The sequence below is a fragment of the Boseongicola sp. genome, assembly GCF_057460485.1.
In genome coordinates, this window is sequence record NZ_JBVCWP010000051.1 from 1 (window position 1) to 18,282 (window position 18,282).

13 protein-coding genes and 2 pseudogenes are annotated in these 18,282 nt (G+C 56.0%); 1 reads left to right on the forward strand and 14 read right to left on the reverse strand.

Annotated features, from left to right (window positions below):
- From AC221Y_RS08560 to AC221Y_RS08620, 13 genes and pseudogenes are all read right to left on the reverse strand, one after another.
- A partial coding sequence (locus tag AC221Y_RS08560; RefSeq protein WP_486706609.1) for a GTP-binding protein occupies window positions 1-345 on the reverse strand: 345 nt, incomplete at its 3' end.
- A gap of 39 nt (window positions 346-384) precedes the next feature.
- On the reverse strand, window positions 385-2,505 hold the full coding sequence (fusA, locus tag AC221Y_RS08565; RefSeq protein ID WP_486707170.1) for an elongation factor G: 2,121 nt from the start codon (window positions 2,503-2,505) through the stop codon (window positions 385-387).
- 21 nt (window positions 2,506-2,526) lie between these two features.
- Entirely contained in the window at window positions 2,527-2,997 is a 471-nt protein-coding gene (gene rpsG / locus AC221Y_RS08570; protein ID WP_486707171.1) for a 30S ribosomal protein S7, read from the reverse strand.
- 12 nt (window positions 2,998-3,009) lie between these two features.
- Window positions 3,010-3,381, reverse strand: a complete 372-nt coding sequence (gene rpsL / locus AC221Y_RS08575) for a 30S ribosomal protein S12 (RefSeq protein ID WP_076980154.1) — start codon at window positions 3,379-3,381, stop codon at window positions 3,010-3,012.
- Between the two features lie 305 nt (window positions 3,382-3,686).
- The gene (locus AC221Y_RS08580; RefSeq protein ID WP_299753683.1) at window positions 3,687-4,583 is read right to left on the reverse strand and encodes a DMT family transporter; all 897 of its coding nucleotides are present in this window, start codon (window positions 4,581-4,583) and stop codon (window positions 3,687-3,689) included.
- Between the two features lie 143 nt (window positions 4,584-4,726).
- Window positions 4,727-4,993, reverse strand: coding sequence for a hypothetical protein (locus AC221Y_RS08585; protein WP_299753684.1), 267 nt, complete (start codon window positions 4,991-4,993; stop codon window positions 4,727-4,729).
- 94 nt (window positions 4,994-5,087) lie between these two features.
- Window positions 5,088-5,234 carry a hypothetical protein gene (locus AC221Y_RS08590; RefSeq protein WP_299753685.1) on the reverse strand — a complete coding sequence of 49 codons (147 nt, stop codon included), beginning with the start codon at window positions 5,232-5,234 and terminating at the stop codon, window positions 5,088-5,090.
- A gap of 112 nt (window positions 5,235-5,346) precedes the next feature.
- A pseudogene (locus tag AC221Y_RS08595) lies at window positions 5,347-5,597 on the reverse strand (PucC family protein); the annotation flags it as partial.
- Between the two features lie 354 nt (window positions 5,598-5,951).
- The gene (gene rpoC / locus AC221Y_RS08600) at window positions 5,952-10,193 is read right to left on the reverse strand and encodes a DNA-directed RNA polymerase subunit beta' (RefSeq protein ID WP_486707172.1); all 4,242 of its coding nucleotides are present in this window, start codon (window positions 10,191-10,193) and stop codon (window positions 5,952-5,954) included.
- Between the two features lie 50 nt (window positions 10,194-10,243).
- Complete coding sequence (gene rpoB / locus AC221Y_RS08605) at window positions 10,244-14,383, reverse strand: DNA-directed RNA polymerase subunit beta (RefSeq protein ID WP_299753687.1); 4,140 nt, start codon at window positions 14,381-14,383, stop codon at window positions 10,244-10,246.
- Window positions 14,384-14,987: 604 nt separating this feature from the next.
- Window positions 14,988-15,365, reverse strand: a complete 378-nt coding sequence (gene rplL / locus AC221Y_RS08610; RefSeq protein WP_486707173.1) for a 50S ribosomal protein L7/L12 — start codon at window positions 15,363-15,365, stop codon at window positions 14,988-14,990.
- 66 nt (window positions 15,366-15,431) lie between these two features.
- A complete protein-coding gene (rplJ, locus tag AC221Y_RS08615; protein ID WP_299753689.1) occupies window positions 15,432-15,950 on the reverse strand; it encodes a 50S ribosomal protein L10 in 519 nt (172 codons plus the stop codon).
- A 277-nt stretch (window positions 15,951-16,227) separates the two neighbouring features.
- Complete coding sequence (locus tag AC221Y_RS08620; protein WP_299753690.1) at window positions 16,228-17,151, reverse strand: helix-turn-helix domain-containing protein; 924 nt, start codon at window positions 17,149-17,151, stop codon at window positions 16,228-16,230.
- A gap of 429 nt (window positions 17,152-17,580) precedes the next feature.
- Here AC221Y_RS08620 and AC221Y_RS08625 point away from each other — a divergent pair, with 429 nt between their 5' ends.
- Window positions 17,581-17,955 (forward strand): rhodanese-like domain-containing protein, encoded by a 375-nt coding sequence (locus AC221Y_RS08625; RefSeq protein ID WP_299753691.1) that lies wholly within the window; start codon window positions 17,581-17,583, stop codon window positions 17,953-17,955.
- 85 nt (window positions 17,956-18,040) lie between these two features.
- Here AC221Y_RS08625 and AC221Y_RS08630 read toward each other — a convergent pair.
- Window positions 18,041-18,282 (reverse strand): annotated as a pseudogene (locus AC221Y_RS08630) (molybdopterin molybdenumtransferase MoeA); the annotation flags it as partial.

Sequence of the window (18,282 nt, forward strand, 5' to 3'; positions counted from 1 at the left end):
GATGTGCTCGCGCGTCTGTGGCATTGGGCCGTCAGCTGCGTTCACAACCAGAATGGCGCCGTCCATCTGAGCCGCACCGGTGATCATGTTCTTCACATAGTCAGCGTGGCCCGGGCAATCGACGTGCGCATAGTGGCGTGCTTCGGTTTCATATTCGACGTGTGCCGTCGAAATGGTGATCCCGCGTGCCTTCTCTTCCGGCGCGCCATCAATCTTGTCATACGCCTGGAAGTCACCGAAATACTTCGTGATCGCCGCAGTCAGCGTCGTCTTGCCGTGGTCAACGTGACCAATCGTGCCAATGTTAACGTGCGGTTTGTTACGTTCAAACTTTGCCTTTGCCATGATGGCCTCCTGTCTGTCTTCTACTGACCAAGAACGCGCTTACGCGTACTTGGACTGAATTTCTTCACTAATGTTTTGCGGGACCGCTTCGTAGTGATCGAACTGCATCGTAAACTGCGCACGGCCCGAAGACATCGAACGCAAGTTATTGATATAGCCAAACATATTTGCCAGCGGCACCATACAGTCGATCGCAATCGCATTGCCGCGTGGATCCTGACCGGTCACCTGACCCCGGCGCGATGTAAGATCGCCGATGATGCTGCCGGTGTAGTCTTCTGGCGTCACAACTTCGACCTTCATGATCGGCTCGAGCATCTTGGCGCCCGCTTTCTTCATCGCTTCGCGCATCCACTGACGTGCGGCGATTTCAAAGGCAAGAACGGACGAGTCCACGTCGTGGAATTTACCGTCGATCAGCTGAACCTTGAAGTCGATGACCGGGAAGCCAGCAAGCGGACCGGAGTCCATAACCGACTTTACACCCTTTTCGACGCCCGGAATGTATTCCTTTGGCACCGCACCACCAACAATCTTGCTTTCGAAGGAATACCCTTCGCCCGGAGCTGTCGGAGTGATAATCATCTTCACTTCAGCAAATTGACCCGAACCACCCGACTGTTTCTTGTGGGTGTAGGTGTGCTCGGTCTCGCGCGAAATCGTCTCGCGGTAAGCCACCTGAGGCGCACCAATGTTCGCTTCAACTTTGAATTCACGCTTCAAACGGTCAACGAGGATATCGAGGTGAAGTTCGCCCATACCCTTCATGATCGTCTGACCCGACTCGATGTCGGTCTCAACGCGGAAAGACGGGTCCTCGGCAGCCAGACGCTGCAGACCCAAGGACATCTTCTCCTGGTCAGCCTTTGTTTTCGGCTCGACCGCGATCTCGATAACGGGATCAGGAAACGTCATAGTTTCCAGAACGACCGGATCGCTCTTGTCGCAAAGAGTATCGCCAGTCGTTGTGTTCTTCAGGCCACCAAGCGCGATGATGTCACCAGCAAATGCTTCGGTGATTTCGTCGCGGTCGTTCGAGTGCATCATCATCATCCGGCCAACACGCTCGGTGTTGCCTTTTGTCGAGTTCAGCATCGTGTCGCCCTTCGAAAGCGTGCCCGAATAGGCGCGCACGAAGGTCAAAGTCCCCACGAACGGGTCGTTCATGATTTTGAACGCAAGTCCCGAGAACGGCATGCTGTCATCAGCACGACGCGGGATGTTACGGGTCTCGGTGTCGTCGCCCGGCTTGAAGCCCATGTAGTCGACAACGTCGATTGGGCTTGGCAGGTAGTCGATCACAGCGTTGAGAAGCGGCTGAACACCTTTATTCTTAAACGCAGATCCACACATAACAGGGATGAATTTAATGGCCAAAGTGCCAGCACGAATAAGGCGTCGCAAAGTTGGAACGTCCGGCTCAGCGCCGTCCATTAGATATTTTTCCATCTCGTCGTCGTCCATTTCGACGGCAACTTCGATCATCTTGGCACGCCATTCATCGGCTTGCGCCTTCAAGCTGTCACGGATCGGCTTTTTGACCCAGGACGCGCCCAGATCTTCGCCTTCCCAGACCCATTCTTCCATGGTGACAAGGTCGATCATGCCTTCCAGCTCGGTCTCTGCCCCAATTGGGATCTGGATCGGGCATGGCGTGGCCCCTGTACGGTCTTGGATCATGTGAACGCAGTTGAAGAAGTCAGCGCCGATTTTGTCCATCTTATTCACGAACACGATCCGCGGAACCTTGTAACGGTCAGCCTGACGCCAAACTGTTTCAGTCTGCGGCTCGACACCGGCGTTGGCGTCCAGAACACAAACCGCTCCGTCAAGAACCGCAAGCGAACGTTCAACTTCGATAGTGAAGTCAACGTGGCCAGGGGTGTCGATGATGTTCAGGCGGTGCTTAGCCGAGTCAGGGGTGTCGCCGTCCTCAGTGCGCTCCCAGAACGTGGTGGTCGCAGCGGACGTGATCGTGATGCCACGTTCCTGCTCTTGCTCCATCCAGTCCATGGTCGCAGCGCCATCGTGCACTTCGCCAATGTTGTGCGACTTGCCTGTATAAAAAAGGATGCGCTCGGAACACGTGGTCTTGCCGGCGTCAATATGCGCCATGATCCCGAAGTTACGGTAGCGCTCGAGAGGATATTCGCGTGCCATTAGGGCTGCTCCTGAAAGTCTTTACCAGCGGTAGTGGCTGAACGCTTTGTTGGCGTCGGCCATCTTATGGGTGTCTTCGCGCTTTTTCACCGCAGAGCCACGACCATTCACCGCATCTGCCATTTCACCGGCAAGACGCTCTTCCATGGTGTTCTCGTTGCGGGACTTCGCAGCAGCGATCAGCCAGCGAATGGCCAACGCTTCGCGACGCTCGGGACGCACTTCGACAGGCACCTGATAGGTTGCACCACCCACACGGCGCGAGCGAACCTCGACCGATGGCTTGATGAGCTCGAGGCCTTCGTGGAAAACTTCCAACGGAGACTTCTTCAGGCGGTCTTCAACCCGCTCAAACGCATTGTAAACGATGCGTTCGGCGATGGATTTCTTACCATCAACCATGAGGTTGTTCATGAACTTTGTCAGAACCCGGTCGCCATACTTGGCATCGGGCAGAACTTCGCGCTTCTCGGCGGCGTGACGACGGGACATCTCGTATTCCTCTTACTTCGGACGCTTAGCGCCGTACTTCGAACGACGCTGCTTACGGTCTTTGACGCCCTGGGTATCCAGAACACCGCGCAGAATGTGATAACGAACACCAGGAAGGTCTTTTACCCGGCCGCCACGGATCAGAACCACAGAGTGCTCCTGAAGGTTGTGGCTCTCACCCGGGATATAGCTGATGACCTCGAAACCATTTGTCAGGCGCACTTTGGCAACCTTCCGCATGGCCGAGTTCGGCTTCTTCGGTGTCGTTGTATACACCCGCGTACATACACCACGTTTTTGAGGACATCCCTCAAGGTGCAGCGACTTCGAGCGTTTTACTTTGGGCTGCCGGGGTTTCCGGATCAGCTGTTGGATCGTTGGCATTGGGCTCGTCTTCCCCGTGTTGCAACACTTATCTGTTTCGACCCGCGCGTATCGCCGGCCATCTTAAATTCTGGGGCGCGCATGCCCCGGCTCGTCGTCGCGTCTTCGTGCGTCCACGACAACGCAGTAAACCGCAGCGCTCCCAATCTTCGGGGGCACGCGGTGGGTATCCAGAGGATCGGGACCATTCAGTCCGGATCGTGACCACTTACATCTGTTAAAGGCATGTCAGGCGATCAACCCGAGAGGCCAAGTGGGCGCGTTCTAGCCAGAGTCGCCAGTACTGTCAACAGCGCCCGAGGCCCTTATCGCACCCGAATGCCCTTAGGTGTCCCGCGCGCCGATTTTCGCTCGCGCCAAAGGGTGAAAAGCCCGGTCGCAACAACGATCATTGCCCCGATCTGCGTCCAAGTGTCCGGCCACTCGCCGAAAACAAAAACCCCAAGCAGAAGAGCAGCCAAAAGCGATGTGTATCGGAACGGCGCCACTGCTCCGATCTCGCCGACTCGCATCGCCATGACCGAGAACAGATAGCCACCGATGATCGCAAACACCGCGAAAGCTAAAAGCACGAAATCACCGCGCCCCATAGGCTGCCAGTCAATGAACGCGGCCCCCGTTGCCGAAAACAGCAACACGCCGGCACCTGCCACAAAAGCAACCATCAACGACGGCACCTCAGCGTTCAGCTTGCGCGCCGCAAGGTCGCGCGCAGTCACACAAACCACAGCCAGCAACCCATAGGCCGAGTAGATCGTGAACCCGTCACTCCCCGGCCTGACAATGATCATCACGCCGGCGAACCCAACTCCGATCGCAAGGAACCGTCGCCACCCGACTTGCTCTCTCAGAACCAGGGCCGCCCCAAGCGTGACCGTCAGCGGCAGCGCCTGAATGATCGCCGTGACATTCGCTATCGGAAGATTGAACAACGCATTCAGGAAAAAGTACGCCGACCCGATCTCTGCCACAGTTCGCAGACCGATAAGCGCTTTGTCTTTTGAAGACACCGGAGCCGAAAACGCCCCTGCCCGCCAGGCCATCAAGCCAATCAACACAACGACAGCGCCGCTTCTGAGGAACAGCAACTGAAAGAAAGGCACATGGTCGCTTAACAGCTTCATGAACGCATCATTGACAGTAAACGCCGTCATCGCCCCCGTCATCAAAAGCGCGCCGCGAAGATTGGGGGTCAAAGTCATGCGGTGAGGCTTAGTTGGAATGAGAATGCCCAGCCAGCGAATTGTAGTATCTGATAGCCTTCCGTAGTTTTTTTGACCGGGCTAGCGCCGGATCACTGTCGGAATTCCCAGCATCTTGGAAACCGAAATCTCAGAGTCGCTCATCAGCGGTGGCCATGGGAAATTAGCCATCCGGGCATGGCGTGGAAACAGCGTTTCGGCAAATGGCTTGTGACGGCTAAAGGGATCGGCCAGTCGGCCATCGGAAGGCTACGGCTCGTCGGATCGCTTGGGCACGACAGCATAAGAGGATGGTCCGCATGGATGCTGAGCATCGGGCGCAGCTGATCCTTGACGTAAATCTCTTCGGTCAAGCTGCCCATGTCGGCAGCGCCCATCTCGGCCATCACTTCACGTGTTGTATTAGGCACGCTGAGCGGCTTGTAGCCAGCCCTGACCAAAATGACCGCACCGCCCCCTTGCCATACGCTCTTCATAGGCCCGGGCGGTTTCAATCTCGACAGATTACGCGTTCAGCGCGTCCACAAGACCATCGACCTCTTCATAAAAACTTAAGATCCTCAAAGAAAACCCTCTATGGCGCACACGTTCGTATTTGACCGAACGGGCCTGCTCTACGCTGTCGAAATACCGCATGATTACCGGTGTCATGATACCTCCACAGTCTCTGACTGTTTGTGGTCGTCGCGCCGGTCCGGTGCACGTCTGTTTGCTGTGCGCGACGCGCCCGGGATGCCATTGGAAGCCCCACAACAATTGCCAGGACCAAAGCTTCAATCGTGAATACCACATTATAGGGCGTGTTTGGCGTCAATCCAGCGCCTTGAGCCCTTAAGATCACGTCGCGAACGATACCCGCAAGAGCGATGCCTACCCCAGCCGCCGTCGCCTGTACCGCCCCCCAAGCGCCAGACCAATGCGGTCTTTAGGCGCAAGACGAATAGACGCCGTCAAAGTTGCATGGCCGAACAATCCCGCCCCCAGTCCTGTCAGCAACGTGCCCACGAGAAACATCACTGGCGTCAAGTTGACGCACCTGTCACTTTCACTTCCATCATCGTTGTCAAAAAAAAATTACAATTAGACCAAGTGAGCCTTTGTGAAGCCCTGAAGCGCTGACCTTCAGTGGTAAATTCAAAAAATTTTGGGTTTCCCTGCACCGTGAATGGCGCAGCGTGCAGCAGAAACATCCATAAAAATTCAAGATTTTCGCAGGCGTTTCATAAAAAATACGCGTTCGCAGTCCAGGAATATCTCGGAATTCACGAGGGGCTTCCGACTCCCGATCCCTCGCGGCCGCCGAACCCCGACACCATAAAAAAGCCCCGCAAAATGCGGGGCTTTTTCAATTCTACAGGGCGACGACTATCAGTCGCGGCTCTCCGGGGTCTCCACCAGATCGGTGTCAATCTCCGTCACCTCGATGTCTTCCATCACTGGTGCAGCAAGCGCTGCCGCAGCTTCCGCCTCGGCGCGCGCTTCCTGAATGACCTTTAGGTCACGCTCAGCTGCCACGCGACGAACTTGCTGAGTTGCCCCACCAGTACCCGCCGGGATCAGACGACCCACGATGACGTTCTCTTTCAGACCGACCAGCGTGTCGCGCTTACCCTGAACCGAAGCTTCGGTCAGAACCCGCGTGGTTTCCTGGAACGACGCTGCAGAGATGAACGAACGTGTCTGCAAGGACGCCTTGGTGATCCCCAGAAGGATCGGCTCGCCCTGTGCCATACGACGACCTTCGGCCGTTGCTTTCTCGTTCGCCGCATCGAACTCAGCTTTGTCGACATGCTCGCCCTTCAAAAGCGTAGTTTCCCCAGAATCCTGGATCTCCCACTTCTGAAGCATCTGACGCACGATGACTTCGATGTGCTTGTCGTTAATCTTAACGCCCTGAAGACGATAAACGTCCTGCACCTCGTCGATCATGTAGTCAGCAAGCGCCTCGACACCCATAATGGACAGGATGTCATGCGGCGCCGGATTGCCGTCCATGATGTAGTCGCCCTTCTGCACGAAGTCGCCTTCTTGCACGGGGATGTGTTTGCCTTTCGGCACCATGTATTCGACTGCATCCGCGCCTTCTTCGGCCGCTTCGATCGAAATCCGGCGCTTGTTCTTATAGTCGCGTCCGAATCTCACATAGCCGTCGATCTCAGCGATGATCGCGTGGTCCTTAGGACGACGTGCCTCGAAGAGTTCAGCAACACGCGGCAGACCACCGGTGATGTCCTTCGTCTTCGCACCTTCACGCGGAATACGCGCAATCACGTCACCCGCCCTCACATCCGAGCCTTCTTCAATCGACAAAATCGCGTCGACCGACATTGGATAGGTGATCGGATTACCGGCTTCGTTGCGCACTGGCTCACCGTCGCTCCCCACAAGGATCACTTCAGGCTTCAGATCGCTGCCCTTTGGCGCAGAACGCCAGTCAGTCACGATCTTCTGCGTCATGCCGGTTGCGTCGTCGGTCTCATCGCGCACCGAAATGCCCGAAACAAGATCAACAAAACGCACAGCACCCGCCTTTTCGGCGATAATCGGAAGTGTGTACGGGTCCCACTCGAACAACTTGTCGCCGCGCGCTACCGTGTCGCCCTCTTTCGGGAAGACCTTGGTGCCGTACGTCAACTTATGGCTGGCCCGCTCAATGCTATTCTCGTCAATGATGACAAGCTGCATGTTACGACCCATGACGATCTCTTCGCCCGCATCGTTGGCAAGAAGGTTCGAGTTCTTGAACAAGATCTTACCGTCCTGAGATGCTTCAAGGAACGACTGCTGACCACCCTGAGCAATGCCGCCGATGTGGAACGTCCGCATCGTCAGCTGCGTGCCTGGTTCGCCGATGGACTGAGCCGCGATGATACCGACCGCCTCGCCCTGGTTCACCAAAGTACCACGCGCAAGGTCACGACCATAACACATGGCGCAAACGCCTTCTTCCGCTTCGCAGGTCAATGGTGACCGCATCCGCATTGTCGGAACTTTCGCCCGCTCGACCAGATCAGCTTTACGCTCGTCGATCAGCTCGCCCTTGGTCAACAACACCTCATCGGTGCCAGGAGCCAGTACGTCCTCTGCAGACACACGGCCCAGAATACGCTCACCCAAGGTTGCGACGACTTCACCGTCGTTGATCGCGGGCTCTGCCGTGATCGCAAGTTCGGTGCCACAGTCATGCATACGAACGATGCAATCCTGTGCGACGTCAACAAGACGACGCGTCAGATACCCCGAGTTCGCAGTCTTCAACGCCGTATCCGCAAGACCCTTCCGGGCACCGTGGGTGGAGTTAAAGTACTCAAGAACCGTCAGACCTTCTTTAAAGTTCGAGATGATCGGCGTTTCGATGATCTCACCCGACGGCTTGGCCATCAGACCACGCATACCGCCAAGCTGCTTCATCTGTGCAGGCGAGCCACGCGCACCGGAGTGCGACATCATATAAACGCTGTTCGGTTCTTTCTCGGCGCCGGCATCATCGATCTTAACGGACGAGATTTCGCCCATCATCGCGTCAGCTACGTCATCCGAACACTTCGACCATGCATCGACAACTTTGTTGTACTTCTCACCCTGAGTGATCAGACCGTCCATGTACTGTTTTTCGAACTCTTTGACCTGATCGCGGACCGTATCAACGATAGTCCACTTGCTGTCCGGGATAACCATGTCGTCCTTACCGAACGAAATGCCTGCCTTGAACGCTTCGCGGAAACCCATCGTCATGATGTGGTCACAGAAGATTACAGACTCTTTCTGACCGCAATAACGGTAGACGGTGTCGATGACCTGCTGCACTTCTTTCTTGCGCAGAAGGCGGTTTATCAAGCTGAACGGAGCCTTTGCATTCAGTGGCAAAAGTGCGCCCAGCTTGATGCGACCGGGGGTCGTGTCAAAACGCACGATAACTTCCTGACCTTCGTCGTCGATCTGCTTCACGCGCGCTTTGATCTTGGAGTGCAGGTGCACTTCGCCTGCATCCAATGCATGCTGAACTTCGTCGGCATCGGTGAAGACCATGCCTTCGCCTTTCATGCCCTGGCGCTCCATCGAAACGTAATAGAGACCAAGGATCATGTCCTGCGATGGAACGATGATCGGCGCGCCGTTTGCTGGCGACAGAACGTTGTTCGTCGACATCATCAGAACGCGGGCTTCAAGCTGTGCTTCAAGCGACAAAGGCACGTGAACAGCCATCTGGTCACCGTCGAAGTCAGCGTTGAACGCCGAACAGACAAGCGGGTGCAGCTGGATTGCTTTACCTTCGATCAAAACAGGCTCGAACGCCTGAATGCCAAGACGGTGAAGCGTTGGCGCACGGTTCAACAGAACCGGGTGCTCGCGGATAACCTCGTCGAGAATATCCCAAACTTCGGGACGCTCTTTTTCGACAAGCTTCTTCGCTTGCTTCACGGTCGATGACAGACCTTTGGCTTCAAGACGCGAATAGATGAACGGCTTGAACAGCTCGAGCGCCATCTTCTTCGGCAAACCACACTGGTGCAGTTTCAATTCAGGACCAGTCACGATGACCGAACGACCCGAGAAGTCGACCCGCTTACCCAAAAGGTTCTGACGGAAACGCCCCTGCTTACCCTTCAGCATATCGGAAAGCGACTTCAGAGGACGCTTGTTGGCACCCGTGATGACGCGACCGCGGCGTCCGTTGTCAAACAGCGCATCCACAGATTCCTGCAGCATCCGCTTTTCGTTCCGCACAATGATATCTGGCGCACGAAGCTCGATCAGGCGCTTCAGACGGTTGTTCCGGTTAATTACGCGGCGATAAAGATCGTTCAGGTCCGACGTCGCGAACCGGCCACCGTCAAGCGGCACCAGCGGACGCAGTTCCGGAGGGATCACAGGGATCACGGTCAGAACCATCCATTCGGGACGGTTGCCCGACTCGATGAAGCTTTCAACGATCTTCAGACGCTTGATGATCTTCTTCGGCTTCAATTCACCCGTTGCGACAGCCAGATCAGCGCGCAGCTGCTCGGCCTCGGACTCAAGGTCGATGTTCTGCAACATCTCGCGGATAGCTTCGGCGCCAATGTTCGCGGTAAACGCGTCCATGCCATAGGCATCTTGCGCGTCCATGAACTCCTCTTCCGACATCAACTGACCGTATTGCAGGTCCGTCAGGCCGGGCTCTATCACGACGTAGTTCTCGAAATAGAGGATACGCTCAAGATCACGCAGCGTCATGTCAAGCATCAGACCGATGCGCGACGGCAGCGACTTCAGGAACCAGATGTGCGCGACAGGAGCAGCCAATTCGATATGGCCCATCCGCTCGCGACGCACCTTCTGAAGCGTCACCTCAACACCGCATTTCTCGCAGACAACGCCGCGATACTTCATGCGCTTATATTTACCGCAAAGACATTCGTAGTCTTTGATCGGGCCAAAAATCCGCGCGCAGAACAGACCGTCGCGTTCAGGCTTGAACGTCCGGTAGTTGATCGTCTCGGGCTTTTTGATCTCGCCGTAGGACCACGAAAGAATACGCTCGGGTGACGCCAGAGAGATTTTGATCTCGTCGAACGTTTTAACGGGCGCAAGCGGGTTAAACGGGTTTGTTGTCAGTTCCTGGTTCATGCTTTTTCCTTAGAGGCTGGCGTTGGAGAAGGTGGGAGTGACGAAAACCGTCACTCGTCATCCTCCACCGCATCCAGGAGTTCCATGTTTAGACCGAGGCCTCGGACTTCCTTGACCAGAACGTTGAAGCTTTCGGGCACGCCCGCTTCAAAGTTGTCCTCGCCTTTGACAATCGACTCGTAGACCTTGGTACGGCCTGCAACGTCGTCCGACTTGACAGTGAGCATCTCCTGAAGCGTGTATGCCGCACCGTAGGCTTCCAGCGCCCAGACTTCCATCTCCCCGAAACGCTGACCGCCGAACTGGGCTTTACCACCCAGAGGCTGCTGCGTGACAAGGCTGTAAGGCCCGGTTGATCGCGCGTGGATCTTGTCATCGACAAGGTGGTGCAGCTTCAGAAGGTACTTGATACCGACCGTCACCTGCCGCGCAAACTTCTCGCCTGTACGACCATCGAACAAGTCCGATTGACCGCTTTGGCTGAACCCAGCGCGTGTCAGCGCATCGTTCACGTCAGCTTCTTTCGCACCGTCAAAGACCGGCGTTGCAATCGGCACACCATTTGTTGCGTTGCCCGCAACTTCAAGCAGACGATCTTCGCTGAGATCCTTGATGCCCTCGTCATAGACGTTGTCACCATAAGCGATCTTCATCGCATCACGGACCGGAGTCATATCGCCCGAACGACGGTATTCGCCCAAAGCTTCGTCAATCTGGATACCCAGACCGCGCGATGCCCAACCCATGTGGGTTTCAAGGATCTGACCGACGTTCATGCGCGAAGGCACACCCAGCGGGTTCAAAACGAAGTCCACCGGCGTCCCATCCCCAAGGAACGGCATGTCCTCCATCGGAACAACCTTCGAGATCACACCTTTGTTGCCGTGACGACCAGCCATCTTGTCGCCCGGCTGAAGCTTGCGCTTCACGGCCACAAAGACTTTGACCATCTTCATCACACCCGGCGGAAGATCGTCACCACGACGGACTTTCTCGACCTTGTCCTCAAAGCGGTGATCCAAAGCACGCTTTTGTGCTTCGTACTGCGCATTCAGGGCTTCGATCTGCTGCGCTTCCTTCTCGTCAGCGATAGCAAGCTGCCACCACTGACCACGAGACAACTGTTCAAGAAGGTCTTCGTCGATCTTCGACTTCGGCTTCACGCCTTTCGGACCCTTCACAGCAACTTTGCCCAGAAGGCCGTCCTTCAGACGCGAATAGATGTTGCGCTCAAGGATGCCCAATTCATCGTCCCGGTCACGGGCCAGACGCTCGACTTCTTCACGCTCGATCTGAAGCGCACGCTCGTCTTTTTCGACGCCGTGCCGGTTAAAGACACGAACCTCAACGATCGTTCCGAAATCACCCGGCGGCAGACGTAAAGACGTGTCACGCACGTCGGATGCTTTCTCACCAAAGATGGCGCGCAGAAGCTTTTCTTCCGGCGTCATCGGGCTTTCGCCCTTTGGTGTGATCTTCCCGACCAGAATATCCGCCGGCCCCACTTCCGCGCCGATATAAACGATTCCAGCCTCGTCGAGGTTGCGCAGCGCTTCTTCACCAACGTTCGGGATGTCGCGGGTAATCTCTTCCGGCCCAAGCTTCGTGTCACGGGCCGCGACTTCGAATTCATCAATGTGGATTGACGTAAACACGTCGTCACGCACGATGCGCTCGGAGATCAGGATCGAGTCCTCATAGTTGTAGCCATTCCACGGCATGAAGGCGACGACGACGTTCTTACCAAGGGCCAATTCACCAATATCGGTGGACGGACCGTCCGCAATTACTTCTGTCTTGCCAACCGTGTCACCCACCTTGACCAGCGGACGCTGGTTAATACAGGTGTTCTGGTTCGACCGCTGGAACTTGCGCAGACGATAGATGTCCACACCCGGATCGCCCGGCTCAAGATCAGCTGTTGCGCGCACAACGATACGCTGAGCGTCGACCTGGTCGATGATGCCCGCACGCTTCGCCATGATTGCCGCGCCAGAGTCCTTGGCCACAACTTCTTCGATGCCCGTGCCAACCAGCGGAGCTTCCGCTTGCAACAAAGGAACCGCCTGACGCTGCATGTTCGAGCCCATCAAGGCACGGTTCGCGTCATCGTTTTCAAGAAACGGAATAAGCGAGGCCGCAACCGACACCAGCTGCTTGGGTGAAACGTCAATCAGATCAACATTTTCGCGCTGTGACATCGTGTAGTCACCCGATTTTCGGGTGTTTACGAGGTCATTTACGAATTTGCCGTTCTCATCAAGGTTCGCGTTCGCTTGCGCCACGGTGTGCCGCATTTCTTCTGTGGCCGACAGATAGATAACCTCGTCCGTTACCTTGGTGTCGATCACCTTGCGATACGGCGTTTCGATGAAGCCGTACTTGTTCACGCGAGCGAACGTCGCAAGCGAGTTAATAAGACCAATATTCGGCCCTTCCGGCGTTTCAATCGGGCACATACGACCATAGTGCGTCGGGTGCACGTCGCGCACTTCAAAGCCCGCACGTTCACGTGTCAGACCACCGGGCCCAAGCGCGGAAAGACGACGCTTGTGCGTGACTTCCGAAAGCGGGTTGGTTTGGTCCATAAACTGCGACAGCTGCGACGAGCCGAAGAACTCACGAACGGCTGCAGCAGCAGGCTTGGCGTTGATCAGATCCTGCGGCATCACCGTGTCGATCTCGACCGATGACATACGCTCCTTGATCGCGCGCTCCATCCGAAGCAGTCCAACGCGATACTGGTTCTCCATCAATTCACCAACCGAGCGGACGCGGCGGTTACCAAGGTGGTCAATATCGTCGATATCGCCCTTGCCGTCGCGAAGCTCGACCAATGCCTTGATACAGGCAACGATGTCTTCTTTGCGAAGCGTGCGCTGCGTGTCTTCAGCATCCAGAGCAAGACGCATATTCATCTTCACACGACCAACGGCCGAGAGATCATAACGATCGCTGTCGAAGAACAACGTGTCAAACAAAGCAGACGCTGCGTCCACGGTGGGCGGCTCGCCCGGACGCATGACGCGGTAGATGTCCATCAGTGCCGTGTCACGGCCAAGGTTCTTGTCGGCAGCAAGAGTGTTGCGGATATAAGGACCGACATTGATGTTGTCGATGTCCAGAACCGGGATGTCATTGACCCCTGCATCCATCAGCTCTTTCAGCGTACCGCCACTGACTTCGCCCGCTTTATCAAGCTCCCAAGTCAACTCATCCCCGGCTTCGACATAAATCGCACCGTTTTCTTCGTTGATGATGTCACGGGCTGCAAACCGCCCAATGAGGTTATCAAACGGCACCAGAAGATCCTTAACCTTGCCCTCATCAACCAGCTGCTTCACCGCGCGCGGAGTGATCTTCTTGCCGGCTTCGGCAATCACTTCACCGGTTTTAGCATCGACAAGATCAAACGTAGGACGGGTGCCACGCACACGCTGAGGGAAGAACTTGGTAACCCAACCCTTGTTCTTCTTCAGCTTGAAATTAACCGTATCATAATAGGCATCCATGATGCCTTCTTGGTCAAAGCCCAAAGCATAGAGCAGGGTCGTGACAGGCAATTTCCGGCGACGGTCGATCCGGGCAAAGACATTATCTTTCGCGTCGAATTCAAAGTCGAGCCAGGAGCCACGGTAAGGAATGATACGGCAAGCAAACAAAAGCTTACCAGACGCATGCGTCTTACCCTTGTCGTGGTCAAAGAACACACCGGGCGACCGGTGCATCTGAGACACGATCACCCGCTCGGTACCGTTCACGACGAACGTTCCGTTCGGCGTCATCAAAGGCATGTCGCCCATGAACACGTCTTGTTCCTTGATGTCCTTAACCGATTTCGCACCCGTATCTTCGTCCACATCAAATACGATGAGGCGCAGCGTCACCTTCAAAGGCGCGCTGTAGGTCATGTCACGTTGCTGACATTCCTCAACATCGTATTTCGGCTTCTCAAGCTCGTACTTTACGAACTCGAGAACGGCCGTTTCGTTGAAGTCCTTGATCGGAAAAACCGACTGGAAAACACCCATGATGCCTTCGCCGTCCATTGGCTCCGGCTGATCGCCGGACCCAAGGAAAAGGTCATAGGAAGATTTTTGAACCTCAATAAGGTTCGGCATCTCAAGAACTTCACGAATTTTACCGTAGTACTTGCGAAGACGTTTCTGGCCGAGAAAGGTCGTTGCCATAGGATATGAATCTCCGTTTAATCGGCACGGCCACCGGTTTGGGCGTCCGGAGCAGTGCCAGATCGGAACAGTTTCCGCTTCCATACCAGAGAGACCTCCCAAAGATCCCTCGCCCGAAACGTTAACTGCCCTATCAAAGCGCAACACTCCGTTACGCTGTGATAAGGCAATATCAATGGTTTATGATGCTTGTGGCTGCGCGCTCACCGAATCAAATTTCCGCCTGAGCGATCCAGATAACAACGACTTGGTCGGCTTTCAACCGAAAGCGACACTACAACTGCAATTTACACGCTCCTTTTAAGCCCGGAAAAGCGGCGATGTCCCGAGGCGAATAGCGATAAACGACAGTCTGCTTTGCGGGCGGCGGCTTGGCAAGCCTCATCTGACGACACCGGATGCACCGAGAAAATCTATCCGAGGCATACAAAATGCGCCCGTCACACGCCAATTCGTCGGAAATCTGGTTCAGGAGGGAGTGTTATCTGCCTCTAGCCGGAACGGCTTGCCTCGGCTGCGGCAAAGTAGCGGCGTCCAGAGGCCCCAAAAGTTGGCCCCGGATAGCCCGGCTGGTCCGCAAGGAAACCCTGCGGACCGGAAGAGATTACTTGACTTCGACTTCGGCGCCAGCTGCTTCCAGCTTGCCTTTGACTTCGTCAGCTTCTGCCTTGGAGACGCCTTCTTTGACAGCTTTGCCGCCAGCTTCGACGAGGTCCTTGGCTTCTTTCAGGCCGAGACCTGTGATTGCGCGGACTTCCTTGATCACGTTGATCTTGGAGGCACCAGCCGCCTTCAAGATGACGTCGAATTCTGTCTGCTCTTCAGCAGCATCACCCTCGCCACCAGCAGGACCGGCCACCATGACAGCGCCGCCAGCAGCGGGCTCGATGCCGTATTCGTCCTTCAGGATCGTCTTCAGTTCTTGTGCTTCGAGAAGGGGAAGACCCACGATCTCTTCAGCAAGTTTTTTCAGATCAGCCATTTTAATGCTTTCCGTTTCCTAAGATGTGTTCCAACGCGCAAGGTTAACCCCACGCGGGCACAAGGATTACGCCGCTTCGGCGCGCTCCTCGATGGTTGAGAGAATGCTCGCGATGTTAGAAGCAGGTGCGCCAATCGCGCCAGCGATGTTCGAAGCAGGTGCGCCAATACAGCCGACGATCGAAGCAATAAGCTCCTCACGCGACGGCATTTCAGCCACTGCCTTGATACCGGCGGCATCAAGAGCCGTCTCGCCCATAGTACCACCAAGGATTTCCAACTTCTTGTTGTCCTTGGCGTACTTTTCCATAACCCGTGCCGCAGCAGTCGGATCTTCGGAATAAGCAAGTACGGTCATTCCCGTCAGCAGTCCCCCAAGCGCTTCGCTTGGGCTTCCTTGAAGGGCGATTTTGGCAAGCCTGTTCTTGGCGACACGAATGGACCCCTCTTCCGCTCGCATACGCGAACGAAGGTCCTGCATCTCAGCAACCGTGATACCCGCGTAGTGGGCAACCACTACAACGCCAGAGCTTTCAAAGATTTGGCCGAGTTCCTCGACCACTTTCTCTTTCTGGGCTCTATCCACAGTTTCACTCCAAGTTTGGAGGTTTGACCCTCCGGCTCAACACGGGGGCAACTCATGCCACCCCACGGGTCCTTACGGGTCCTTCAAAATCGCGCCCTCAGTCTCCTGAAAACGTTATTCTTGGTTCCCGTCTCAGGTAGGAATTATGAGCTTTGCAAGATGCGCGGCTCACCCACCGTCTCGGACGAAATGTACGAAGAAGCTACAAAGCACCTTCCCCGGACGAGCGGTCCTTAGAGGGATTCTGGTGACTTGTGAAGGGAAAACTGAGGTTTCCCTATTTGCCAGAATTTGTATCCGTCTGATCCTGCGCGGCGAACGCCTCACCATAGCGGCGGCGCAAGCTTGGACTACGGCGACCAAAAACCGACCCCGCGATCGCCGCCCCCTCCAGAACCCAGACCCCGAAATCTGCCTGGATCTTGTGCCCACCCAGATACGTCATGCCCAGTTCCCGGCAAACCTGAGCACCCGCCGCTGTGCATGAGACTGTTCCAATTCCCCCGAGATAGATGTCACGCCGAGCGAGACCTTCCAGAAACGTGACGAAAGACGACAGCAAAAGCGGACTGGCGGCCTCATGCCCGGCGCGTACCACAAGCGCCGGACAATACCCGAAATACTCGCCCGGCAAGAGCGCGCGCCGCAGACGATCTACTTTCATATCCGACTCGCGATACTCCCCTGCACGAAACAACGCCTCGTCCTCTGGCAGCAGAAACGGCAAAGCCCACTTCGCAACAATCCTATCGCCTTCAAGAACCATCGCCCAGTGATCCCGGACGGCCATATACATCGGAACAAATGTCGCCCTCGAAGGGGCAAAAGCCTCTGGCAACTCCCCGAACTCGGCGTCAGCCATATCAAGCCCCGAGACAATCGCAGCCTCCAATGACCCGCCAAAGGCCTCGTCCAGAACGCTCTGGTCCAAAAGCCGGTAGCCGCGCCCGTGTCGCGCATGCTGCCGGATCTCCCAGTCTTCGCGACACGCCAGAATGTCTTCACGGCTCCAGCCAAGCGCGTCCGAAAGGCGCGGTTCAAGGTCGCCGCGAATAAAAGAAACCGATCGCTCATATTTGCCAATCGCGTCGACACTGACCCCAAGCATCTCGGCCAGAGCCTCTTGGGTCATGCGTCCATTGCGCCCCGCAGTCGCCCGCCAAGCCCGCAATTTCCGCGCAAAGAGTGATGCAGTGGCCAATCAATCGCCCCTTGGACCGTTTAAAAGTCAGATCACAATGCCCTACGACCGCGCTCCCTGCCAAGGGACTTACGGGTGACTTACGGATAGATCCGCTTCTGGCGGGTGACAGCAGTGGGTCATCTGTCCCCGACCGCGCAAAGATGAAGCCGACACAGCCCAACAGCGGAGTTTCCGGATGCGCCTGCCCTTCACCATTTTCTCAGACGTCCTCTGCCACTTGGTTTCCATCACATGGAGCCGACCCACCGACAGTGCAAACCTCGCCAAGTCAGAGGAATGGCATCCAGTCAGACACCAAAACCGCGCAGGCTGGAGCGCGGAAAGACGCCTCCGCTATCCATCACGATAAACGATATCTGAATTTGGACTTTGCACTTTGCTGGGCGGACCCTACCTGTAACCAGAGTTTTACAGGAGGAACCCTTTATGAAAACCGCAACTCACTACCTTGACGAAGCAAACACCGTCGTTCCGAAAATTTCGCCCCAAGACGGGATTTCCAAACATGCCGCAGGGAACACAACCTTCGTTGACGTGCGCGACGGCACCGAGATCGCGGCTTCCGGCACAATCGCAGGCGCCTTGCGTATTCCGCGTGGCATGATGGAGTTTCGCGCCGACAACACCCACGATCTGCACAATGGCGCACTTAGCAAAGACGCCGACATCGTATTGTTCTGCGGCGCGGGCGGTCAGGCGGCTTTAGCCGGCAAGACAATGAAGGACATGGGCTATAAAAACGTGTCGAACGTCGGTGGGTTTGCGGCATGGAAAGAAGCGGGCGGTCCCGTCGAAGACTGATGTGCGCTGCCTTGCGGCATCACAGTGATGAGGGGGCTCGTCTGCCCCCTCAAACTCCCCCGAGAGTATTTTAGCCAAAAAGAAATCAGCGAAAGCTGGCGTAGGGAATGTAGCGGACAAGATCGCCTTCTAAGATCGTCCGGGCTTCGTCGCCAATTTCAACCAGACCATCTGCCCAGCCGAGGCCGGAAATGCGGCCTGACCCTTCAGAATGGAACACCTCGGCCGCGCCTTCGGCGTTTATTCGCGCCCGCAGGTACTCCCGCCGCCCCGGCTTTTTGATTTTCCCAAACGCCGCAGGCACCATGAAGCCTTGCGGCACGCGCC

Excerpts from the sequence above, each read along its gene's own strand:
- fusA (WP_486707170.1), bottom strand. The coding sequence starts at position 2,505 with ATGGCACGCGAATATCCTCTCGAGCGCTACCGTAACTTCGGGATCATG.
- rpsG (WP_486707171.1), bottom strand. The coding sequence starts at position 2,997 with ATGTCCCGTCGTCACGCCGCCGAGAAGCGCGAAGTTCTGCCCGATGCC.
- rpsL (WP_076980154.1), bottom strand. The coding sequence starts at position 3,381 with ATGCCAACGATCCAACAGCTGATCCGGAAACCCCGGCAGCCCAAAGTA.
- AC221Y_RS08580 (WP_299753683.1), bottom strand. The coding sequence starts at position 4,583 with ATGACTTTGACCCCCAATCTTCGCGGCGCGCTTTTGATGACGGGGGCG.
- AC221Y_RS08590 (WP_299753685.1), bottom strand. The coding sequence starts at position 5,234 with ATGACACCGGTAATCATGCGGTATTTCGACAGCGTAGAGCAGGCCCGT.
- rpoC (WP_486707172.1), bottom strand. The coding sequence starts at position 10,193 with ATGAACCAGGAACTGACAACAAACCCGTTTAACCCGCTTGCGCCCGTT.
- rpoB (WP_299753687.1), bottom strand. The coding sequence starts at position 14,383 with ATGGCAACGACCTTTCTCGGCCAGAAACGTCTTCGCAAGTACTACGGT.
- rplL (WP_486707173.1), bottom strand. The coding sequence starts at position 15,365 with ATGGCTGATCTGAAAAAACTTGCTGAAGAGATCGTGGGTCTTCCCCTT.
- AC221Y_RS08625 (WP_299753691.1), top strand. The coding sequence starts at position 17,581 with ATGAAAACCGCAACTCACTACCTTGACGAAGCAAACACCGTCGTTCCG.